The sequence below is a fragment of the Synechocystis sp. LKSZ1 genome (assembly GCF_040436315.1).
Lineage (GTDB): Bacteria > Cyanobacteriota > Cyanobacteriia > Cyanobacteriales > Microcystaceae > Synechocystis.
Genome location: NZ_AP031572.1, coordinates 1,101,507 through 1,124,225, shown reverse-complemented (window position 1 = coordinate 1,124,225; position 22,719 = coordinate 1,101,507). Strand labels below are relative to the sequence as shown.

The window sequence follows — 22,719 nt, the reverse complement described above, 5'->3', positions numbered from 1 at the left end:
AGGAATCTAATGATTTAATGCTTTTGTTTGGGCACAATGGTCACTGGGCGCCTTGCCGGAGACATCAAGATTTTCTGTATCGTTAATAACAATTAATTCTGGAGTATCGCTCTAGGATTGAGGCTTTGATATTGCCATTTCTATATCCTCACGCTCTACGTTTCTTACGATTTGCCAACGCTGTAACATCGAGGTCAACTATCAAGTCTATGACACAAGGATTAGGAAGAAGAAAATTTTTACTGTATGGTGGCGCTGCGCTGGGTACGAGTATTCTGCTCAAAGCCTGCCAAAACAACACCCCCACCGAAACCACTACTGGCGCTAGCCCAGCAGCCGGCGGTGGAGAAACCATTAAAGTTGGCATTCTGCACTCCCTCAGTGGCACCATGGCCATCAGTGAAACCACGGTGGTCGATGCAGAAAAACTGGCCATTGATGAAATCAATGCTGCTGGCGGTGTTCTCGGTAAAAAAATTGAATACGTTCAAGAAGACGGAGCCTCCGATTGGCCCACCTTTGCGGAAAAGGCCCGTAAATTGATCGACCAGGATAAAGTCGTCACTATTTTTGGCTGTTGGACCTCTGCTAGCCGTAAAGCAGTACTGCCAGTCTTTGAAGAGAAGAATCACATGCTCTGGTATCCCGTCCAGTACGAGGGCCAAGAATGTTCTAAAAATATCTTCTACACCGGGGCGGCTCCTAACCAACAGATCGAACCGGCGGTGGATTGGCTCTTGGAGAACAAAGGCAAGGAGTTTTTCCTGGTGGGTTCCGACTACGTCTTTCCCCGGACAGCCAACACCATCATCAAAGAACAACTCAAGGCCAAAGGCGGTAAAACCGTTGGAGAAGATTATCTCCCCCTAGGGAATACGGAAGTTACGCCGATTATCACCAAAATTAAGCAGGCCCTGCCCAACGGGGGGGTTATTTTCAATAGCTTGAACGGTGACAGTAACGTAGCCTTCTTCAAGCAAATCCAGGCGGCGGGCCTCAAGCCCGACAAGTATCCCGTCATGTCCGTTAGTGTGGCGGAGGAAGAAGTACGACAAATTGGTAAGGAGTATCTGGTGGGTCATTATGCGGCTTGGAACTATTTCCAAACCGTTGACTCCCCGGCCAATACCAAGTTTGTTGATGCCTTCAGGGCTAAGTACGGGGCTGACCGGGTGACCAACGACCCCATGGAAGCCGCTTACATCATGGTCTACCTCTGGAAGCAGGCCGTGGAAAAAGCGGGTACAGCCGATGACCTGGAAAAAGTCCGCACAGCGGCTATTGGCCAGGAATTTGATGCCCCCGAAGGCCCGGTTAAAATGTATCCCAATCACCACATCTCTAAAACGGTTCGCATTGGCCAAGTTAGGGATGATGGCCTATTCAATATTGTCTGGGCTACCAAAGAACCCGTTGCCCCAATTCCGTGGAACCAATACGTTCCGGAGACTAAGGGCTATACCTGTGATTGGACTCGCACGGATATCAAACCCCCGGATACTCCCGGTAAGTTTAAAGCGTCCTAATCGGGTCTAATCGGCCGACCCACCCGGGGAAGAACCCTCTTCTCCGGGCCTTTAGTTGTCATCTGGGATCTGCGATGTCTATTCTACTCAGTGGTATTTTTGACGGGGTAAGTATTGGCTCTGTTTTGCTGATTGCGGCCCTGGGCTTAGCAGTGGTTTTTGGCCTAATGGGTGTCATTAATCTGGCCCACGGGGAACTGATTATGCTGGGGGCCTATACTACTTTTGTGGTACAAAATGTCTTTAAGCCCCTGGGGGAACCCTGGTTTAGTTTGTATATTTTTGTAGCCCTGCCCCTGGCTTTTTTAGTCTCGGGCCTGGTGGGCCTGGGCCTCGAAAAGGGGATTATTCGCTATCTTTACGGCCGGCCCCTGGAAACCCTGCTAGCGACCTGGGGTGTGAGCTTAATCCTGCAACAGTTTGTGCGCAGTGTGAATGGCCTGATGGTGCTGGCTATCCTCAGTTTTTGCCTCCTCTGTTTTGGCGGCCTCTGGATTATTCAGCGTCGTTCCGATTGGCCGACGGTTAAAAATAAAGCTAGGACAATTTTAATTCCCCTCTCCCTGGCCCTAGCCACTGTCATCGGTATTTTACTTTATCAAACTCAGCAACCAGCCCTGGTCAAGCCCTGGTTTAGCGCCCGGAATGTGGATGTCACGGCACCAGCCTGGTTACGCGGCGGCCTGCCCATCGGTGATTTTCAGCTACCCTATACCCGTATTTTCATCATTATCCTGACCATTATTTGTGTCTTCGGTACCTATTGGTTTTTGAATAAATCTAGTTGGGGCCTACGGATTCGAGCCGTCACCCAAAACCGCACCATGAGCGCTTGTCTCGGTATTCCTACGGAGAAAGTGGATGCCCTGACCTTTGCCCTTGGCTCTGGCCTGGCAGGTATCGCCGGTTGTGGCATTAGTTTCCTGGGGTCGGTTGGGCCCAATACGGGTCAAAACTACATTGTGGATACCTTCATGGTGGTGGTGGTCGGCGGAGTTGGTAACCTGTTGGGTACCATTGTGGCGGCCCTGGCCATTGGGGTGATTAACTACCTCGTTATTGTCGGCAGTAGCATGTTTGCCCTGTCCTTGGCTTCGGCCCAGGCCCCTAGCGATATCGTCGAGTTTTTTCAATTTTTTGCCACCACGAGCATGGCCAAGGTGATTATTTTTGCCTTAATTATTCTTTTCTTGCAAATTAAACCGGCGGGGCTCTTCCCCCAGAAGGGACGCACAGCGGAGCTGTAAGAGACAGATTAGCCATCATTCATCCAACGATCCAGAGGAGGTTAAAAATCAGCCAGTGAATAAACTCCAACAAGAACAACGCCGCAAATGGATGCTAGAAGGTGCAGTGATTCTGGGCGTTTTGGTGATTCTCGTCGCTCTGATGCCCCTGTTCCTACCGGCCTTTCGCTTGCGCCTATTGGGCCGCTTTCTTTCCCTGGCTGTCGTGGCCCTGGGGGTTGATTTGATCTGGGGCTATACCGGCCTGCTGAGTCTGGGCCATGGTATTTTCTTTGCCCTGGGGGGGTATGCCATTGCCATGTTCTTGAATTTACAACTCCCTCCCGGCCAACTGCCGGAATTTTTTACCCTCTACGGTGTCAAGAGTTTACCCCTGCTGTGGCAACCCTTCCATTCTTTGCCAATCACCCTTCTGGCCCTGGTGATTATTCCGGGCTTGGTAGCCGGCCTGTTGGGCTATTTAATTTTTCGCAATCGCATTAAGGGCGTTTATTTTTCGATTCTGACCCAGGCTGCTCTGCTAGTTTTTTATAACTTTTTCAATGGCCAACAAAAGCTGATCAATGGCACCAATGGCCTGAAAACTGATACCCAAACGATCTTTGGTTTATTAGTCAGTGACCCCAAGGTTCAGTTCACGATCTACGAAATTACGGTGCTGGCCCTCCTGCTGATCTACCTACTGTGCCGTTGGTTGACCAGTGGCCGCTTCGGACGACTCCTGATTGCCATTCGGGATGATGAAACGCGAGTACGCTTTTCTGGCTATGACCCTACTTGGTTCAAGGTCTTGGTCTTCTCCATCTCCGGAGCCATTGCCGGTGTCGCGGGCGCCCTCTACACTGTCCAGACAGGGATTATCACCCCCAGTAGTATGGAAGTCGCCTTTTCCATCGAAATTGTGATCTGGGTCGCCGTAGGGGGCCGGGCCACTTTGGTGGGAGCCATTATTGGAACCCTGCTTGTCCGTCTAGCCCAGAGCTTTTTGAGCGAACAGTTTCCCGACGTTTGGCTCTTTTTCCAGGGGGCCCTGTTCCTAACGGTGGTTACTGTACTGCCCAATGGCATCCTAGGGGGCCTGGGACAATTGATGACGGCCCTGGGTTGGCGTCCGCGATTAGCGACCTATCCGGCGATTGAAGCCGACCCCGAAATTCAGCAAGAACGGGAGCTGTTAGAGCATGAGCAGTAAAATTCTGGAGATCAATAATCTCACCGTCGATTTTGATGGCTTCAAGGCCCTGAATCAGTTGAATTTTTCCATGGATACAGGGGAATTGCGGGTGATTATTGGCCCAAATGGAGCCGGTAAAACCACCTTTCTGGACGTAATCACCGGCAAAGTCCAGCCGACCCTCGGCCAAGTCCTTTTTAAGGGCAAAAATCTCCGCCAAACCCCAGAGTATAAAATTGCCCGCCTGGGCATTGGCCGGAAGTTCCAAACGCCGCGGGTTTATCTCAACCTCACCGTGCGGGAAAACCTTGATCTGGTGGCCAACCGTAATAAGAATGTTTTTGCGACTCTATTGGGACAGCCCTCTGCCACGGAACAGCGGAGTGTGGCGAGTTTGCTGGAAACCATTGGCCTGGTATCGAAAGCCGATATGCAGGCCCTGTTTCTTTCCCACGGCGAAAAGCAGCGGCTAGAAATTGGCATGTTAGTGATTCAATCCCCGGATCTGTTGTTGGTGGATGAACCTGTTGCTGGCCTGACCGATGAAGAAACGGAAAATGTAGGGAATTTACTCCTGGCCCTGGCCGAGAGCCATTCCATTATTGTGATCGAACATGACATGGAGTTTGTGAGGCAAATTGCCCGGCAAGTTACGGTGCTACACCAAGGATCTGTCCTCTGTGAAGGCAGTATGGACGAAGTGCAAAATGACCCCCGCGTTATTGAAGTGTATTTAGGAGCCAGTCCCGACCATGAGCACTGAAGCAATGCTACAGGTGAATAACCTTAATGTTTACTACGGTGAGAGTCATATTCTGCGGGATGTGGATTTGAGCGTTCAGCCGGGGGAAATGGTTTGTCTGATCGGGCGTAATGGAGTCGGTAAAACAACCTTACTGAAAACTATTATGGGCCTCCTGTCACCCCGCATTGGTCAGGTTTACTACCAAGGAGCGTCTGTCACCAAGCGGCCCACTAATCAACGGGTGCGGCTGGGGATTGGCTATGTCCCCCAGGGCCGTGAAATTATTCCCCGCCTCACGGTAGAGGAAAATTTACTGCTGGGTTTTGAGGCTCGGCCCGGTGGTCGCAAGGGCCAGGAACGACTTCCTGAAGAGATTTTTGACCTATTTCCTGTGCTCAAAACCATGCTGACAAGGCGGGGAGGCGATCTCAGCGGCGGGCAACAACAACAATTGGCCATTGCCCGGGCCCTGGTGGGACAACCCCAGTTATTACTGTTGGATGAACCCACGGAAGGGATTCAACCCTCGATTGTGCTAGAAATCGAAGCCGTCGTGAAGCGCATTATCCGAGAAACGGGCATTTCTGTCCTTTTGGTGGAGCAACACTTGCACTTCGTTCGTCAGGCTGACCGTTACTATGCCATGCAGAAGGGGGGGATTGTAGCCAACGGTTTTACCGCTGACCTAAGCCAAGATATTATTCAGGAGTTCTTGGCGGTTTAGGGCCTAGAGTCCATCGGAAGCCCTGGCCCAAGAGTGCCATCGAGGATAGTCCTCAACAGAAAGGCCCTCTAAAGGCCCTTAAACCTAGCTCACCACAAAATTAACCAACTTACCCGGTACCACAATTACCTTCTTAATTTCCTTACCTTCTAGGTACTTTTGGGCGATGTCGGCATTGCGGGCATAGGTCTCCAGTTCTTCTTTAGTCGCGCCTGCGGGCACCTGGATAGTCCCTCGGGTTTTACCCAATACCTGGATCACCAGGGTAATTTCATCGACTGTCAAGGCCTCGGGGTCATAGGCCAACCAGGCCTGTTGGTGGATAGAGGTGCTGTGACCCAGTTGGTGCCAGAGTTCTTCACTGAGATGGGGCGCAAAGGGGGCCAGCAGACGCAGGAGGGTTTCGATGCCTTCTCGGTAAACCGCAGACTCCAGACAAGTTGCCGAACTGAGGGCATTGCTCAGTTTCATCAGTTCCGAAATGGCCGTATTGAATTGGTAGTCTCCCTCTAGATCTTCGGCAATCTCCTTAATCGCACTGTGGATAGCCCGGCGCAAGTCTTTTTCCGGCTTACTTAACATCTCGACGACAGCGGGGGCCTGGGGGGCCTTGGCCATATAGTCGGTCACCAGACGCCAAACCCGATTTAAAAAGCGGAATTGGCCTTCCACATCGGCATCATCCCATTCCAGATCCTTTTCGGGAGGGGCCTTGAACAGGATAAACATGCGGGCGGTATCAGCCCCGTACTTCGCCAAGACCTGCTGGGGATCGACGCCGTTGTACTTTGACTTCGACATCTTCTCAAAGAAAAATTCCAGTTTTTCACCGGTTTCCGGGTCGATGTAGAGATTATCCCCTTCCCCTACTTGCACTTGGTCGGCGGGAATATATTTACCGGTTTTCGGATTTTTGAAGGTCAGGCCCTGGACCATCCCCTGGGTGAGCAGACGGTTAAAGGGTTCCTCCACCTTGACCAGGCCCTGGTCGTAGAGGACTTTGGTAAAGAAACGAGAATAGAGCAAATGGAGGATGGCGTGTTCAATCCCCCCCACGTACTGATCCACGCCCATCCAATAATTGACCCGTTCCGGCGCAAAGGCCTGTTCAGAATTAGTAGCATCGGGATAACGCAGGAAATACCAGGATGAGTCAATGAAAGTATCCATGGTGTCCGTTTCCCGTCGAGCTGGCGTGCCACAACTGGGACAGGGAACATTAACCCAATCCCCAAGCTGGGCCAGGGGAGAGGGCCCACGGCCGCTAAAGGCCACTTGTTCCGGTAAAGTAACGGGCAAATCGGCCTCTGGCACCGGCACAATGCCACAGTTCGGACAATGCACCACTGGAATCGGACAGCCCCAATAGCGTTGCCGAGAAATGAGCCAGTCCCGCAGACGGTATTGCACTCGGGCCTTGCCGTAACCGTTGTCTTCGGCGTAGCGGATGATCTCGGTTTTGGCCTGATGGGAGTCGATACAGTTGAATTGTTCGGAATTGATTAAAATTCCCGGTTCGGTGTAGGCCTGGCTCAGGCTGGTTGCTTCTGTCTCAGGGCCAGGAACAATTACCACTTTTATATCTAGGCCCTTTTCCTGGGCAAATTTGAAATCCCGGCTATCGTGGGCCGGCACCCCCATCACAGCCCCAGTGCCGTACTCATAGAGGACATAATCGGCGATCAGAATCGGAATAGTTTCGCCATTGAAGGGGTTAATCGCTGTGCCGCCGGTCAGAATACCCCGCTTGGGCTTGTCCTCCGCCGTCCGTTCCATCTCGCTTTCCGTCGAGACCTGTTGGATAAATTGCTCCACCACTTCTTTTTGTTCGGGGGTCGTCACCAAGGGCGTTAGGGGATGTTCTGGGGCCAGTACCACGTAGGTCACGCCATAGACGGTATCCGGGCGCGTTGTGAAAACGGCAATTTTTTCCTCCCGCCCTTGAATGGGAAATTCCAGGTAGGCCCCGACGGACTTACCGATCCAATTGGCCTGCATTAATTTGACCCGCTCCGGCCAGCCGCTGAGTTGATCGAGATCCGTCAGTAGGCGCTCTGCATAGTCCGTGATCTTCAAAAACCATTGCCGTAAAAGTTGGCGTTCCACCATGGCCCCAGAGCGCCAGGAACGGCCCTCGTTATCGACCTGCTCATTGGCCAAGACAGTTTGGTCAATGGGGTCCCAGTTCACCGCCGCTTCTTTTTGGTAGGCCAGGCCCGCTTGGAAAAATTTGAGAAACAGCCACTGGGTCCAGCGATAGTAGTCCGGTGAACAGGTAGTTACTTCCCGTTCCCAGTCCAGGGAAAGGCCCAATTGCTGGAGTTGTTGCTTCATCTGGGCAATATTCTGGTACGTCCACTGGGCTGGTGGAATGCCCCGCGCAATGGCCGCATTTTCCGCCGGTAGGCCAAAGGCATCCCAACCCATGGGGTGGAGAACCTGGTATCCCTGCATCCGCTTAACCCGAGCAATCACATCGGTAATGGTGTAGTTGCGGACATGGCCCATGTGAAGCGTTCCCGAGGGATAGGGGAACATCGACAGCGCATAGAATTTGGGCTTATCTGAGACCGGAGGGGTTTGGTCAAGGTTCGCGGCGCTCCAGGCCTGTTGCCATTTCTGTTCGATCTCAGCGGGATTATATTGGGATACCACGGCGGCTCGGTTTCTCCTAGAAACGTACTCAATTACGAATACTTTACAATGGAATCAGACTTTTAGTTTATCCTGAACCGACCTCATACAAAGCCAGCCTGAGAAAGGCCAGCCGTGTGTATTTATGACTGAATGAATGCTAGAAGGTCAGCATTGATCTGCGCCGCATTCGTCGTTGGCATACCATGCGGAAAACCTTTATAGACTTTTAAGACCGCCCCTTTTACTAACTTGGCGCTTAGCAGACCAGAGGTGGCATAGGGGACAATTTGGTCATCATCACCATGCATGACCAGGGTTGGCACTGATATTTTCTTTAGATCTTCGGTAAAATCCGTTTGGGAGAACGCCACAATCCCATCGTAATGAGCCTTTGCTCCGCCCATCATGCCCTGCCGCCACCAATTCTGAATTACCCCTGGGGAGACATTTGCGCCGGGTCGATTGTAGCCGTAAAAAGGGCCAGCCGGTATGTCCCAATAGAACTGAGCTCGGTTGGTCGCTACTTGAACTTGGAAATCGTCAAATACTTCTTTCGGTAGGCCGTCAGGATTATCGGGGGTCTTCACCATTAGAGGGGGGACAGCGCTAATCAAGACCGCCTTGGCCACACGACTTTCACCATGTCGTGCTATGTAGTGAACGACCTCTCCACCGCCCGTCGAGTGGCCGATATGAATCGCATCCTTTAAATCAAGATGTGCAGTGAGTGTAGCGAGGTCATCCGCATAGTGGTCCATATCATGCCCTTCACTCGTTTGACTGGAACGTCCGTGACCGCGTCGATCATGGGCAATAACGCGATAGCCCCGACTCAAGAAGAACATCATTTGGGTATCCCAATCATCCGCGGATAGCGGCCACCCATGGGAAAAAACAATGGGCTGACCACTACCCCAGTCCTTGTAGTAAATTTCCGTCCCGTCCTTGACCTTGAGCGTGCTCATTTATTTGTCCCCGCTGGATTGTTCTAGGTTATGGTAACGACTCTGTTGATAGCAATTTTGACATACTCCACCCAATGTGGACTGGAAACGACGGAATCAGGGATCTAGACCATCGTCTAACCCTACTAATTGCTGAAAACGTTGTAAATCAAAGTCACGCGATGTGCAACTAAGAACGACAGAATAAGGGTTCCAGGCAATACTCTAAGATTCCTAAGTTCTGAAAGCCTTGTCAATCAAGACCTAAAAAATAGTTGCACACGGGGTAAAGTCTTAAAAATAGTTGCACACGGGGTAAAGTCTTAAAAAGAGTTACACACGGGGTGAGTGATCAAACTGGACAGGATTTCCAAAAGATGAAGTATATTGCCTCTAGTTAATCTTCCCCTTGTTCAGAGAACCATCATGCTGACCCGTCAGACATTTCAATTCCTGGCCCTTGGTGCCCTTGCCAGCCTTACGGCCATCGCTCTACCTCCTCGTGTCGAGGGCCGCCCCACGCCACCGCCTCCGGACTACTATCCTTTGCCATTGGAGGCCTGGTGGAAATACCAAAGCACAACCAGTGCAGGCCAAAAGTCTGAATTTACCGTCAAAGTCCTGCAGGCAGAAAAGCAAAATGATGGTACAAGTTGGATTAAGACAGAAGTCCAATCGGGCAGTCAATTTTTTGTTTGGTATTCCAAGCCCAAGGGCCAGGTTCTAGAGCACAAGACTCTTTATCCCCAAAACAATTTGACTAACCTCTATGAACCGGTGAAGCTATTCCTCAAAAATCCCCTGACCAAGGGCGACCGCTGGAACTGGAAAGGGACAGGGATGATGGGCGTCGCCATTGAAGAGACCAGCCAAGTTGTCGGGGCCGAAGAGGTGGTGGTACCCGCCGGCAAGTTTTCAGCCATGAAGGTCGAGACCACCGTTATCCAGGCCGGTACCGAAATGAAACGAACTCAGTGGTTTGCGAATCAGGTGGGCATGGTTAAAAGTCTTACTGAATCGGCTGCTTTCCAGTCCACTACTGAACTCATGGACTACAGCTTCCGCAAAAAGAAATAGAGGGGCGTTGATAAACGCTTCTTCTGGCTCTGGCAAACCGAGCCTGGACGGTAGGGCCACTTCAAACGCTGGACCCTCGTCGGGGAAAATTTTGAAAGCCGATCTATTTTTCGTGCCTTGCTGCTTAGCCTCAGCATTATTTCTTAATTTTTCGTTAATGATTGACGCTAGCCCTTGCTCCATAAAGGATTGCTTATTTTTCTGGACTAAAATCAAGGCGCTAGCCCCCCGGTTAGTCTGGGTAGTGATCCCCGTCATTGTCAATTTCCGTCAATCGTCCTAATATTGTTTACATAAATTTACAAAGTGTTAGCAATGCCCATGTTAGTCCTTACCCTTTGTGCTGTTGTCGTTGGTTTTGTTGCTCTGACCCTTCTCCGTCAGCCGCAGGTAGAAACCCAGGCTATTCCGGTTCCGGTTCAAGAAACTCCCTTGATTTCCCGTCGTCGTTAAGTGCTAGAGGGCCAAGATGCTAGAGAAACTCATTACTTTTTTACGTGACGATCTGCAACTCTCCTCGGAGCAGATTCAACTGGGAGTGCGGCAAATCCAGGGGCTTCCTTCCGAACTACCCATGGTTCTCTGGCAGTATGGCTTTATCGATATCACCCAACTGGATTCCATCCTAGATTGGCTAGACCGGCTATAGAAATGGCAAAACAGCATGGTCGCGCTCTACTGTAACGGTCAGATCTGGTCGGATATTCAGGCCATTGTTTTTGATAAGGATGGCACCCTAGAAAATTCTCATCCCTATCTCCAGCAATTGACCCTTGCCCGGATTGAACAGATTGAAACCCGAGTCACGGGGCAAGGCCAGGCCCTGCAGCGAGCCTTTGGCTTAAAGGCAAATCACTTAGACCCTGCGGGTTTAATGGCTGTGGGAAGTCGTCGCGAGAATCTGATTGCCGCCGCGGCTTACATCGCTGAAACGGGTTGCAGTTGGTTTGAAGCCTTAACGATGGCTGATACTTGTTTCCAGGGAGCTGACCAGCAGGTTCAAGCCAATCGAGAAACCTGTCCGATTTTTCCCAGTGGCCGGGCCCTGATTGAGCAACTCATCCCCACGGGGGTCAAATTGGCCATTGTTTCAGCAGCCCGGACAGCCAGTGTGGAGCGTTTTGTCCATGACCACGGACTAGGCCCGCATTTTTCTCTACTATTGGGCTCGGATCAGGGCCGCAGCAAACCCGACCCGGCCCTTTACCAATGGGCCTGCGAGCAAATGGACGTCGAACCTCGCTACACTGTAATGATTGGAGATGCCCAGGGCGACATTACCATGGCCAAAAAGGCCGGAGCCCAAGCGGTGATTGCCGTTCAGTGGCCTCATTTACCGCCGGTGGAGCTAATGGGCATGGATGCAGTGGTGCAGGATTTGCTGGAAATTAATCCGATACCTTGAGTTTAAAGAGACGGCCCTCTGGCTGAACGAGGAGGGCCTGGTGACCAAGGGCCGCTAAGCTAGCGAGGAGTCGATCGGAAGGGTCGTAGACAAAAACTGTCCCTTGGTGTTGGGCTAAAACATCCGCCAGCATCGGGGTCTGAGTTGGATAAGTCAGAAGACCTATCGGCGTGTTAATGGGTAACGTATAACTCAAGGCCAAGATATTGCCTAAATTGGTGAAATAATTGCCTCGGTCTGTCACAATAAGCGGAGTTTTAGCCTGACGAATCAGTTGACTGGCTTCGATATTGCCGTTACTGGGCGTTTTTGACCAGCTTGTTAAAGAAAAAGAATTAATGGTATTGGAAATGACGGTGCAACTCAGTAAAAGGGCAATGAGGCCATAGCGCCATTTCTGGCCCGTCGCTAGAAAATAAGCCAGGCCATAGGCCATGATAATTTGTAAAAATGGATAACAAGCAATTAAATAGCGCCCTACCGTTGACCGCTGGCTACCGGAGGCCAGATCGGAGCAAATTAAGAGGAGCCAAGGTAGGCCGGCCAAGCTAAATAAAAATAAGCAAATAAAGCGTGATTGTTGACGTCCGAGCCAATAGCAGGAGACTAGTAGAACCAATAGAAAGGGGAGTCTAGCCACATACGTCAGGGGATGATTAAAGCCAAGATCGAGATCCACTAGCAAAGCCGTCGCATTCAAAAACCAAAGCTTAACCGTATCGAGACTATAGCGTCCTTGACTCCAACTGGTAACGGATAAGGCCCTGGAATAGTTATGAACCATGACCATCACCCAGGGAAAAATTCCTAGCAGGATCAAGCTGTTAGAAATAATCCAGGCCTTGATGTGATAACGAAAATGGGGATAGCTAACAATAGCAATTAGAAAAATTAGGACTTGAGCAATATAGGTCAAAATGAAATATAAATGCGTATAAAAGCCAGCAAGACAACTCAGACAATAAAGGCCCCACCATTGCATCTTATATTTATTTTCTTGGGAACGTAAAGCCTTGAGTAGGCAATAACTGCTTATAATTACCAGGAACGTCCAAAGACTATTCTGACGACTAACGGGAGCAAATAAAATATCTAATGGAGACAGGGACAAGAGCAGGATAGACAGTAGGGAAGCCAAACTCTGGGGAAATAGTTCTCGAGTTAAATAATAAATAGCGGGTAAGGATAGTAAGCTAATCAGCACCGGCAAGCTCCGCAAAGCGGTTAAAGAGGTTCCCCAGATTTGCATCCACCAGCGATTAATCAAAAAATAGAGAGGGGGATGCTGGGGATCTTCTCGGGCCAAGGACTGTAGGGTATCAACAATAGTACTTTGGGGTTTTATATCTAGATATTGGCGTAATTCTTGAGCTGTCAAGACCTGATTGTTAAATAACGAGCGAGTGAGGTCTTCACTAAAGTATCCTCCTGAACGAAGAACCGTATAAACCTCATCATGCCAGTAAACTTTATGCTCGATGTTAGAAATACGGAAGATAATGCCAAGCAAAATCAGATTAACAATTAAAGTTTTTAGCCAGAAATTAGATGCTGGTTTCTTAGCACTAAATCGGAAATTGTTTTCTCTAATATTCATGACCACCTTTGAGATTCAAAAACTGGGTAAATTCGGGTTTAAAAATAAGCTTGAGCACACCGGTTGGCCCATTGCGGTGTTTGGTAATTAAAAGTTCGGCTATGCCTTGATCTGGAGAGTCAGGGTTATAATATTCATCCCGATAAATCATCATGATCAAGTCAGCATCTTGCTCAATAGAGTTATGAACAATGATGTCATTAGCAACAAAATTATGCAATTCTGGCACGGTTAAATCAAAAACAGCCTCGGTTTCTCCTCTTGTTATTTCTGTAATGGCATCCCAATAAATATCACTATGCGCTAAATTAGCAATTTCAGGGGATTGAACGACTTCAGCTAATCGAGCGGCTCGATAACGACTCACATTTTGCTTGTATAAACTGGTTCCACAGTGGGCAACTCCCAATTGTGATTGCATACTACGAATCGTCATTTGCGAAGCTTGCATTGCAGGAACAGCATAGTACTTCCAAATACTTTGGGGAATAATATCTCGATTAGGATTTGCTACATGGGTATGAATATAGTCTTGAATTTGTCGTAAGCTCTTATGCTTGCTAGAGCCAATGGCACCAATATGATCGATAAATAGTTGCAAGTCTCTTTGACCAGTAATCGTAACATGATAGTTATCTCTTCCTTTCCCATTTTGAGAAATTCGAGATAATCGTGCATTAATTCCTAGTCTTAACAGCAGAGACTGTACATCTTTTGCTAATTGTCCACTACTGCTTGCATAGTAAGCAACAGGTCTTGGACGTTGTCCTTGAAGTAAGTTTATGCAACCGTCTGTACTCCATAAATGCCGGAGAAAAATAGAGATTGCTACTGATGATTGCTGGAATACGATAGAGGGAATAAATTTTTGATAGGAGCGTAGACCAAAGATTGTTAATGATTCTAGCCATTGAGTAATAGGGTTTCTGATACCAGGGGCAAGTGAGTAATTTGCAGATAAATAGACTTGATACCATTGTCGTTCTTGTTTGATTTTAGGAGCAATCTTATCTCCAAAAACTTTCTCAGCTAGTTCAACGACTATCTCCGCTAGGTCTAAATCTTTTGTCGTATACTGAATGGCATGTCTAGGCAGGGTGCAACCATCACCGATTAAATGTCCTAATAGAGCTAATTGATCTTTAGTTATAGACGAATTGTTGTTATTTAGAGGGATAATTCGAGGTAAGGCAATATGTTCACCGACCTCTAAATGGTCTAAGCGCTTCCAGCCATCCATTGTAAAAAATTGATGATTAGCAGTTGCCTTGATACATCGGCCCAAGCGAGTCTTCAAATGAAAAATGGTTTTTTGCCCTGTATAGAAAACGTTGCTAACACAAGCACTTTCTAGTTTTAGCGTTTTTTCATTAATTGCAATTACTTTAAAATTTTTATGATCTAGTAGGTCTTTAATGGGGACTCTTTCGCCACTATCTGCTAAGGTAATCAAGCTATCACCACTAATACAACCACTTTCTCTAAGATCAGACATCATGGGACGTTTATTGGTACGAGATTCCACCGCACGGCTTAATTGAGAAAGAGCAATGACTGGGGCATGGATTTCCCTCGCTAACCCCTTTAACGAGCGAGTAATTTTAGATAACTCTTGGACACGATTATCACTAGCTCCTTCCATCAATTGTAAATAATCAATTAATACTAAACCCAGTTGGCCTTTGTGATCACTTTGAAGTTTGCGTACCTGGGAGCGCATTTGCATTACCGTAAGATTGGCACTGTCATCAATAAAAATTGGAATACTAGATAAATTCCCTAGAGCAATGGTTAACGGTTCGTATTCCGCCTGGCTAAAGTGACCTGTCCGGAGGCGATTGCTATCAATTTGGGCCTCGCTGGCTAGTAAACGAATAGCCAATTGCTCCTTGGACATTTCCAAGCTAAAAATGGCAACAGGAAGATTGTGTTTTTTGGCAATATTAGCGGCAATACTCAGTCCAAAAGCAGTTTTACCCATGGAAGGACGACCGGCAAGAATGATTAAATCAGACCGTTGCAGACCACCGGTCATGGCATCCAAATCGTAGAATTCCGTGACAACTCCCGGTGTGGTAATTTTTTGGTGAAGCTTTTCGAGTTCGCTATAGGTTTGAACCAAGGTTTCTGCCAGGGGAACCAGGCCATCCTGGGGTCGTTTTTGGGTTAGACGAAAGATCTTTTTTTCCGCCTCATCCAGAATTTTGTCTAGCTCGATGGTGGTATCGTAGCCCAGGGCCACAATTTCATGGCCTGCAGAAATTAATTGACGCCGCAGGTATTTGTCCATCACCAGGGTGGCGTAACGGTCAATATTGACGGCGGATACCGTGCGGTCAAGAAGATGGGTCAGGGTCGCAACGCCCCCCACGCTATCTAAGAGGTGATGATCCTGTAGCCAGCTACTAACAGTCATTAAATCCGTTGGTTTGCCCTGAATCTGGAGACTCAGCATGGCTTCGTAGATCTGGCGGTGGGCCTTGACATAAAAGGCCTCAACGGTAATCAGATCCATCACCCGCCCTAGGGCCTCTGGATCGAGGAGAATCCCCCCAAGAATCGACTCTTCGGCTTCAATATTTTGGGGAGGGAGGGAATGACTATCAATCATAGAAAAGGTAGCAAGGGCGACGAATCAGGATGGGGAGTGGCAGAGAAAAAAGGGGTTTGTTATGGTAGCGGATACAATCTATCGCCTAGATTAGGATGAAGACACGAGCCGATAAGGAGTTGGGCCATGAGTTTACTCGGAAATCTCATCTGGTTAATTTTTGGAGGGTTTTTAGCAGGAATCGGTTATATCCTCGGCGGCATACTCGTCTGTCTCACTATTGTAGGGATTCCCTTTGGCCAGCAGGCTATTAAATTAGGCGTGGCCACCATGACTCCCTTTGGACGAGAAATTGTGCCAACCCCTGAGGCTGGGTCGTTGCTAAATATGATTTTGAACCTGGTCTGGCTGTTGGTGCTGGGTTGGGGGATTGCCCTCACCCATCTGACATCGGGCCTGATTTTGGCGGTGACGATTATTGGCTTCCCCTTCGCCTTGCAACACTTTAAGCTGATTCCCTTGGCCCTGTTTCCCTTTGGCCGGGAATTGCGTTAGACCTGGCATCTCGACACCTCGCGGGAATTTGGGCAAGAATTGCTATCAGGCTACAGTCTTGCGCGAGGCCCTGGGGAGATACTGAAGAAATTTCGATTGTATTGCTGTTTTTGAGAGGGGTCGTTATGAACGCTTTAGAAAAAGCCCACAGCCTGGAGATTACCAGTAAGATCACCACCGCTGTCCACCTCTTCAAGGCCCAGTTCCCCGATGCCCGGGCCGACCTCAGACCTTGGCGCAATGACCCAGATACGCGCAATAGCGTCGATCCCTATTCCATTGACATTGCCTTTCACTTGCCTGGCTGGAGTCCCCGCTACCAGAGCCGGAGTATGTTGGTGCAAATTCGCTTCCACCCCGACCCCAGCGACCAAACCCAACGCCTGATCGGCATTGAAACCATTGGGATTAACCACCAGGGCCTGGCCTGGCGTCTTTCCACCGTAGAAAGTTGGCAGGTGGTAGGCCCAGCCTTACCGGCCCCCGATATTCGAGAAAAATTGCGACACTTTACTCGTCAAGCCTTTGAATTATTCCAGTCGGGCCCGTCTCTTCAGGCCTCATAAACCACAAAAAGGAGGTGAAGGAGATGCTATCCAGGTTGACTTAGTCGGCCCCCTCCGGGTCTCAACAGATACTCAGTCCTGGTGTCCCATGCTGAGTCCTGCCTTGACCTGAGATTAATCTTTACAATCGTCGTCCTTATCTCCCGGACATTTGCCGTTATAAACGACTTGACTGTCCTGGGGATGAGGGGAAGCAGCCCAAACGGTGGCTTCCAGACCTAAGACAAGGAGCAAGGCGATTGCCAGAGGGGTGACTAAGTTGCGTTTCATCGGTCATCTCCTGATCACTTCCTGACACACCGAGACCAATTGAGAGCTAAGGTTAACTCTCTACCCTTAGCCTAGGGATTCCACGGGTGCATGTCAGTCCCATCTTCTTGGCTGGCTTGGGCTGGCCCACATCGCAAAAAAGGGAAAAAAAGGGAAACCAGACATTTATTATCCTGTTCAAAATCAATAATTTTATACCCTGAATATTTTTTGCAGGGGAGCTGTTTTAGGATACTCAGTAGAGTTCAGGTACAACTCAGTGGCTGTTGCAAAATCTTTACCTCCCAAAAAACTGGAGCGTTTAATCAAGATTGACGATTTGATTCGCTCTCGTATCCGTCACACGGCAGGCTCTATGGCAGAAACCCTTGAAGTATCTGAACGCACGATTCGGAGTGATATAGATTGCTTAGAAGTTTATTTTTATGCTCCCCTGCAATTTGAATTAAAGCGAGGCTACTACTACACCGATGCAAGTTGGCGCTTACCGACCATTCCCTTAAGTCAGGGAGAATTCTTTGCCCTGACCTTGGGGGCCAAGGCCTTAGAAGCCTATTCCGGTAGTGCCTATGAAGCCGAGCTAAGATCTTCGATTCAACGACTTGCCGGGCGTTTGCCAGAGCGGGTTTGGGTTGATTTACAACGATTGGCGGATGAGCGGATTCACTTTCGGGCAGGGGCCGAGCTGTTAAACCTTGACCCGGAAATTTATCAAGTCTTGATGGAGGCTTGGCAGTCATCGCGCCAAGTGTGGATACACTATTACACGGCCAATCGTGATGCAGAAACGGAGCGGGTAGTAGATCCCTATCATTTGAATATTTACAGAGGGACTAATCCCCTGCTGGTGGCTTTTTGTCATTACCGCCACAAATTTTTGGATTTTCGTTTAGACCGGATTCGGGAATATCGTTTATTGGATAGCCATTTTGAGCCAGATTCCAACTTTAACCTTGAGGAACATCTTAACCGGGCCTTCCAGATGGAAAAAGGCGATCGCCTATACCCGATTGCGATTGAATTTACCCGGAAAGCAGCCCCCTATATCCGAGAACGACGCTGGCATCATTCCCAGGTAATTGACGAGCATGAGGATGGTTCTTTGACTCTGCACATAGAAGTGGGCGGGCTTCAGGAGGTGAAGCGGTGGGTCTTGGGTTATGGCAAAGAGGCCTTAGCGAAATCCCCACCGGAGTTGGTCAAACTACTTCAGGAGGAGACGCAGGTGATGGCCCAACAAAACCAAACAGGAGATTTCGAGTAATGAATTTCTTAGAGGTTCAATTTTCCCTGCGAGGTAAAACCCTTCCCGCCGATCATGGCTATAGTCTTTACTCCGCAATTAAACAAATCTGCCAAGCTCAAGATCTTGAAATTTCTCCAGAGATTTTAATCTCTAGCATTCCTGGTATTGGTAATAAGCAAGGAATGATCTATTTGAATCGTCGTTCTCGCTTTCGATTACGTTGTCCAGCAGAGCAAGCCCAAATATGGTACCGTATCTTGCAAAATCAGGTACTAGATTTACGGGGAAATTTAATTCGCTTAATTCAGCCGCGCTTAACCATCATTCAACCTCAGTCTGTTTTAACGTCTCGACTCGTAGTAATTAAATTAGAGGAGTGGGATGATCATACTGCCCCTCAATATTTTCTTGAATCTTGTCAAAAAGGGTTAGAAAGACTAGAAATTCAAGGTCAACCATTTATTGAGAGTAGTGCTGACGGTAATTTAGCTCGACGATCGCTGTGTATTCATGGCAAGCACATTATGGGTTTCGGTGTAACTGTGGAAGGATTAAGTAATGAGGATTCCATTAAATTGCAATGTTTAGGTTTAGGTGGTAGGGGACATTTTGGTTGTGGTTGGTTCTATCCCAAAAAGGAGGAAGTAGAAAATGTTGCCTAAATTGAAACCAGATTGTTTGCTGGCTAAATCCTATCAGCCAGGGCATTGGAAGGGGTCTTATAGCTTGGTAGGCCATACGGCAGATGTAGTTAATGCTGTTACGACGTTAGTTGATGTTTTAGGTGAGCGTCTACTAAAGCAATTTGGTTTAATCTATGATTTAGCCTATCTGAGAAATACAGCAAGACTCGCGGCCTATCTTCACGATTGGGGTAAGGCAAACCATCATTTTCAAGGTATGGTGCGCTCCCAAATTCTCGGTACCTCTCCCCGACGGGATCTAAATCAGCAACAAATGTTACGCCATGAAATTATTTCTGTTTTTTTAGCTTGGGAATTTCGAGAATGGTTACAACAAGCCGAAGGAGATTTTTATACGGCCTTAGTGGCGGCAGGTGGACATCATCTTAAGCTAGGAGGAAAAGAAGGAAAACAAAATGATGAGTTTGGCGAACTGAAGCAGAGTGGTGAAGTCGAAATATTACTCTATTTCCAGCATTCTAATTTTAGGGGCTTGCTGAGGTATGGCATTAAAAGTCTAGAAGGTTTACCTAAAAAGCTGAAACTCTCAGTGGCTCCTAAACAAAATTGGACGGTTACAGAGATCAAACAAAAGCGTCAAGCCATAAAAGAGGCCTTAGAAGAGCAATCTATTGATCTAGTTCTATGTGCTGTCATCAAAGCGTTGCTCATTGCAGGAGATTGTTCTGCGTCTGCATTTCCTAATGTGGATTTAAAAACCGAGGATGGTCGGACATTAACTTACAAACAATGGATTGAGCAAGAAATTTCTACAACCCTGGATCAAGACAAACTCGATAAAGTCATTAAACAACGTCTAGGAAAACATATATTACTACCATTTCAAGAAAATTTGGGCAAAATCACAAGCCATGTAGCCATCGTCAGGGCCGGTTGTGGTACAGGAAAAACACTGGGGGCTTATAACTGGGCAAAAACCCATGCCATTGGTCGTAAGCTCTTTTTCTGTTATCCCACGACGGGAACCAGTACCGAGGGATTTATTGATTATGTTCACGGCAAAATAGAAGCCGAGCTATTCCACTCCCGCTATCAAGTGGATTTAGAGATGATGAAAACTGGGGAAGAAGAGGAACTAGAATCGGGAGCAGAGATAGCTATTAAACTTGAATCCTTCCGGGCCTGGGGAGCTGAATCAGTCGTGTGTACCGTTGACACTGTACTGGGCTTATTTCAATGTAATCGTCGTCCGCTTTACTGTTTTCCGGCGATCGCCAATGCGGCTTTTGTCTTTGATGAAATTCACTGCTATGATGCCAAACTGTTTGGGACGTTATTGCGATTTTTGCAGGTTGTCAAAGCGCCTATCTTATTAATGTCAGCTTCGATATTGCCCTGGCAAAAACGGGCAATTGAGGAGGCAGTTGGTGAACCGATTGAAATTATTGAAGGGCCAAGGGAGCTAGAAATCCAACCTCGTTATCGCTTTTATCTCCAAGAAGTACCGAACTGGGAGCGAGTGGAGCAAGAATTAGCCGAGGGAGGAAAAGTTCTCTGGGTCTGTAATCAGGTCAATACGGCGATCGCTGTTTATCAGGAAGCCAAACGTCGAGGATTAGAGGCACTGCTTTATCACAGTCGGTATCGTTATCAAGATAGGGTAAACCATCATCGTGCCGTTGTGGATGCGTTTAAGCCAAATCAGAAGAAGCCTGTGATTGCTATCTGTACCCAAGTAGCAGAAATGTCGTTGGATTTATCCGCTACGTTATTAGTTTCTCAGATTGCCGATCCTGCGGGGTTAATTCAACGGCTAGGACGCTTAAACCGTCGATATTGTGGTCATCCCCTAGATGCTTGGTTTTATCCCGATGACAAAGAGGGGTTTCCCTACAGTGCCGCCATGTTAGCAGAGGGAAAAGCCATGATTGAAAATTTTACAGATGACGTTAATCAAGCTCAGTTAGCCCAATGGCTAGAAGCGTTTACCCCAGAGCCAACAGCTATTGAAGATGATCTAGATTTGGTTTGGTTAGATGGCTATTGGAGAAGTTACCCGGCATCCCTACGCCCAGCAAGTCACAACATCACGGTACTTTTAGAGCAAGATTTACCGACGATTAAAACCTTACCTACGAAAGATATTCTGAAATACACCATACCCGTTCCTATGAATAAATGGAAACCAAAAGAAAAGTATAAATTTTATCCCGTTGCTCCCTCTGATATTTGGTCTTATACAGAGGAAGTTGGTGCAAAAAAACAGGGAGGTAAACAGTAATGACAACAATGAAGCTTTCACTCTTTAATGCCAATAGTTTACTACCCCATCGGGCAGGAGTCGCAGGATTAGCATTAGCTTTATCGGGAATTGATAAAACAGATGCGTTGCTGAAAGGGGATTTTTCAGATAATGAAGTAAAACTAACTTGGGATTGCACTGATCAAGAAGCTATTGAATGGTTATTAAAACAGACCTATCAAATTAAAAATGGTTATCTAGAGGTGAAAGCCCTCAAATTGGATGAACCCAATCGCTACATTTTTACAGATGGTGTAACCACTACTTTTTTACAGCATAGTAAACAAAGGAGTTTCGAGAAACAAACCATTCCCTTAAATTTTCGAGTAGATGAGGGGCAACCAGAAATTCTAATCAATTATCGCCCTTTACTGAGTTGTTACTACACCAGTGACTTTAAAGAGGCTTTTGATAATAAGGGTAAATTTAAGAAAAGTATTCCCTTAAAAGGCCATCATTTGCCCGGATTAGTGGAAGATTTTGCGAACGGTGCATATCAAGAATCTCCAGAAAATTATATAGCTTTGCTCTTCTTGCCGATCGCTTGTCAATATTTTCGATTGCCTAGTTTTTTATCAGCATTAGTTATTCCTAGTGTTACTAACCTTACAGCTTGGGTCAAGCGCCGCAAGCAAGCAACAGGAAAAACAGTGCAAAAATTGACTTCCTATGGACAATTTCGGGCTAATGGAGCAGGAGAGTCAGCCTTGCGATTTCTTCTACAGGAGAAACTGATTGAAGACTCTCAAGCGTTTCGTGTGAACTACTGTGAAGTGTATCGCTTAGGGAAACAACCCTGGGATGGTAATCAATCCTATTTAAAACAGGAAGTTTATCGAGTCAATGTAACCGAGCAAGTATTGGAGCTATATCAAAATGCTTGGCAATTATTTCCTTCAGTTGTTCGTACCACTCAAGATAAAGATGGTGAGAGAACCTGGTTGGCTCCGTCTAAGGTCTTGCCCTGGATTGCGGATAACCTAATTGCCAACAAACGTTGGTATGAAGGCTTTTTTGAATTCCGTAAAACCAACGAAATTTATGAACGTAAAGGATTGAACCAAATGACCCATTATCTTGAACCGCTTGAACAAACTTTTTTTGATGCTATCAAAGGAGGATTTAGCACTTATCTGCGAAGTCAAATTGAACAGGCTAACAAACAAGGACGACAACTAGATTATCCACAGGTCACGAAGAAAATTCTTTATCTGTTACAACGTCCCAATACTCAGCAAGAGTTTGCCACCGCCGTAGTGGATTTTCTCAGCCGTAATCCCAATAAAGCGGCCCGAGGGTCTGGGCCAGAAATTTATCAATGGCTCCATCGTGGCCACAATTGGCGAAAAGCCCGTGATTTAGCTTTATTGGCGATCGCCACTTATGAAGGAAAGAACAAGCAAGGAGAAACGGAAGTCCCGGAAGAAATCCTTGACCAAGTCACCACTGAGCCAGAAACAGACGCAGGTTTTGAACTTGAGCTTGCTTAATTGTAATCCACTCACCAAT

General features: G+C 47.7%; 20 protein-coding genes. 15 read left to right on the top strand and 5 right to left on the bottom strand.

All coding sequences use genetic code 11. The features are described from left to right. Nucleotides 1-209: 209 nt before the first annotated feature. From urtA to urtE, 5 genes are all read left to right on the top strand, one after another. Nucleotides 210-1,526: an urea ABC transporter substrate-binding protein gene (gene urtA / locus ABXS88_RS05370; RefSeq protein WP_353674151.1), complete on the top strand. Its 1,317-nt coding sequence runs from the start codon at nt 210-212 to the stop codon at nt 1,524-1,526. A 74-nt stretch (nt 1,527-1,600) separates the two neighbouring features. After that, nucleotides 1,601-2,773, top strand: coding sequence for a branched-chain amino acid ABC transporter permease (locus tag ABXS88_RS05365; RefSeq protein ID WP_353674150.1), 1,173 nt, complete (start codon nt 1,601-1,603; stop codon nt 2,771-2,773). Between the two features lie 142 nt (nt 2,774-2,915). Continuing rightward, nucleotides 2,916-3,965, top strand: a complete 1,050-nt coding sequence (urtC, locus tag ABXS88_RS05360; RefSeq protein WP_353674783.1) for an urea ABC transporter permease subunit UrtC — start codon at nt 2,916-2,918, stop codon at nt 3,963-3,965. Next, nucleotides 3,955-4,710: an urea ABC transporter ATP-binding protein UrtD gene (gene urtD / locus ABXS88_RS05355; protein WP_353674149.1), complete on the top strand. Its 756-nt coding sequence runs from the start codon at nt 3,955-3,957 to the stop codon at nt 4,708-4,710. The genes urtC and urtD overlap by 11 nt, the downstream gene beginning before the upstream one ends. Continuing rightward, nucleotides 4,700-5,416, top strand: a complete 717-nt coding sequence (gene urtE / locus ABXS88_RS05350) for an urea ABC transporter ATP-binding subunit UrtE (RefSeq protein WP_353674148.1) — start codon at nt 4,700-4,702, stop codon at nt 5,414-5,416. The genes urtD and urtE overlap by 11 nt, the downstream gene beginning before the upstream one ends. 84 nt (nt 5,417-5,500) lie before the next feature. Here urtE and leuS read toward each other — a convergent pair whose 3' ends face one another. Together leuS and ABXS88_RS05340 are read right to left on the bottom strand one after the other, a co-directional pair. Continuing rightward, nucleotides 5,501-8,071, bottom strand: coding sequence for a leucine--tRNA ligase (gene leuS / locus ABXS88_RS05345; RefSeq protein ID WP_353674147.1), 2,571 nt, complete (start codon nt 8,069-8,071; stop codon nt 5,501-5,503). Between the two features lie 122 nt (nt 8,072-8,193). After that, on the bottom strand, nt 8,194-9,018 hold the full coding sequence (locus ABXS88_RS05340; protein ID WP_353674146.1) for an alpha/beta hydrolase: 825 nt from the start codon (nt 9,016-9,018) through the stop codon (nt 8,194-8,196). A 405-nt stretch (nt 9,019-9,423) separates the two neighbouring features. Here ABXS88_RS05340 and ABXS88_RS05335 point away from each other — a divergent pair, with 405 nt between their 5' ends. The 4 genes from ABXS88_RS05335 to ABXS88_RS05320 all read left to right on the top strand — a co-directional run bounded on the left by ABXS88_RS05335 (nt 9,424) and on the right by ABXS88_RS05320 (nt 11,479). After that, the gene (locus ABXS88_RS05335) at nt 9,424-10,074 is read left to right on the top strand and encodes a hypothetical protein (protein WP_353674145.1); all 651 of its coding nucleotides are present in this window, start codon (nt 9,424-9,426) and stop codon (nt 10,072-10,074) included. Nucleotides 10,075-10,395: 321 nt separating this feature from the next. After that, complete coding sequence (locus ABXS88_RS05330; protein ID WP_353674144.1) at nt 10,396-10,527, top strand: hypothetical protein; 132 nt, start codon at nt 10,396-10,398, stop codon at nt 10,525-10,527. Nucleotides 10,528-10,543: 16 nt separating this feature from the next. Continuing rightward, nucleotides 10,544-10,723, top strand: coding sequence for a DUF2949 domain-containing protein (locus ABXS88_RS05325; RefSeq protein WP_353674143.1), 180 nt, complete (start codon nt 10,544-10,546; stop codon nt 10,721-10,723). A 15-nt stretch (nt 10,724-10,738) separates the two neighbouring features. Beyond that, nucleotides 10,739-11,479: an HAD family hydrolase gene (locus ABXS88_RS05320; RefSeq protein ID WP_353674142.1), complete on the top strand. Its 741-nt coding sequence runs from the start codon at nt 10,739-10,741 to the stop codon at nt 11,477-11,479. Here the strand turns inward: ABXS88_RS05320 and ABXS88_RS05315 are convergent. Together ABXS88_RS05315 and ABXS88_RS05310 are read right to left on the bottom strand one after the other, a co-directional pair. Then, nucleotides 11,463-13,076 (bottom strand): glycosyltransferase family 39 protein, encoded by a 1,614-nt coding sequence (locus tag ABXS88_RS05315; protein ID WP_353674141.1) that lies wholly within the window; start codon nt 13,074-13,076, stop codon nt 11,463-11,465. The two genes, ABXS88_RS05320 and ABXS88_RS05315, sit on opposite strands and share 17 nt — an antisense overlap. After that, the gene (locus ABXS88_RS05310) at nt 13,066-15,687 is read right to left on the bottom strand and encodes a replicative DNA helicase (RefSeq protein WP_353674140.1); all 2,622 of its coding nucleotides are present in this window, start codon (nt 15,685-15,687) and stop codon (nt 13,066-13,068) included. The genes ABXS88_RS05315 and ABXS88_RS05310 overlap by 11 nt, the downstream gene beginning before the upstream one ends. A 126-nt stretch (nt 15,688-15,813) precedes the next feature. On the opposite strand from ABXS88_RS05310, the gene ABXS88_RS05305 reads away from it, so the two are divergent. Beyond that, nucleotides 15,814-16,182 (top strand): YccF domain-containing protein, encoded by a 369-nt coding sequence (locus ABXS88_RS05305; RefSeq protein ID WP_353674139.1) that lies wholly within the window; start codon nt 15,814-15,816, stop codon nt 16,180-16,182. A gap of 125 nt (nt 16,183-16,307) precedes the next feature. Beyond that, nucleotides 16,308-16,748, top strand: coding sequence for a hypothetical protein (locus ABXS88_RS05300; RefSeq protein ID WP_353674138.1), 441 nt, complete (start codon nt 16,308-16,310; stop codon nt 16,746-16,748). 114 nt (nt 16,749-16,862) lie between these two features. Here the strand turns inward: ABXS88_RS05300 and ABXS88_RS05295 are convergent, their stop codons facing one another. After that, nucleotides 16,863-17,018, bottom strand: a complete 156-nt coding sequence (locus tag ABXS88_RS05295) for a hypothetical protein (protein WP_353674137.1) — start codon at nt 17,016-17,018, stop codon at nt 16,863-16,865. Nucleotides 17,019-17,277: 259 nt separating this feature from the next. On the opposite strand from ABXS88_RS05295, the gene ABXS88_RS05290 reads away from it, so the two are divergent. The 4 genes from ABXS88_RS05290 to cas8a1 are packed head-to-tail and all read left to right on the top strand — an operon-like array spanning nt 17,278 to nt 22,700. Then, the gene (locus ABXS88_RS05290; RefSeq protein ID WP_353674136.1) at nt 17,278-18,282 is read left to right on the top strand and encodes a WYL domain-containing transcriptional regulator; all 1,005 of its coding nucleotides are present in this window, start codon (nt 17,278-17,280) and stop codon (nt 18,280-18,282) included. Continuing rightward, nucleotides 18,282-18,926 (top strand): type I-MYXAN CRISPR-associated protein Cas6/Cmx6, encoded by a 645-nt coding sequence (gene cas6, locus ABXS88_RS05285; protein ID WP_353674135.1) that lies wholly within the window; start codon nt 18,282-18,284, stop codon nt 18,924-18,926. The genes ABXS88_RS05290 and cas6 overlap by 1 nt, the downstream gene beginning before the upstream one ends. After that, nucleotides 18,916-21,189 carry a CRISPR-associated helicase Cas3' gene (gene cas3 / locus ABXS88_RS05280; RefSeq protein WP_353674134.1) on the top strand — a complete coding sequence of 758 codons (2,274 nt, stop codon included), beginning with the start codon at nt 18,916-18,918 and terminating at the stop codon, nt 21,187-21,189. Before cas6 ends, cas3 begins: the two co-directional genes overlap by 11 nt. Beyond that, a complete protein-coding gene (cas8a1, locus tag ABXS88_RS05275; protein ID WP_353674133.1) occupies nt 21,189-22,700 on the top strand; it encodes a type I-MYXAN CRISPR-associated Cas8a1/Cmx1 in 1,512 nt (503 codons plus the stop codon). Before cas3 ends, cas8a1 begins: the two co-directional genes overlap by 1 nt. Nucleotides 22,701-22,719: the final 19 nt, after the last annotated feature.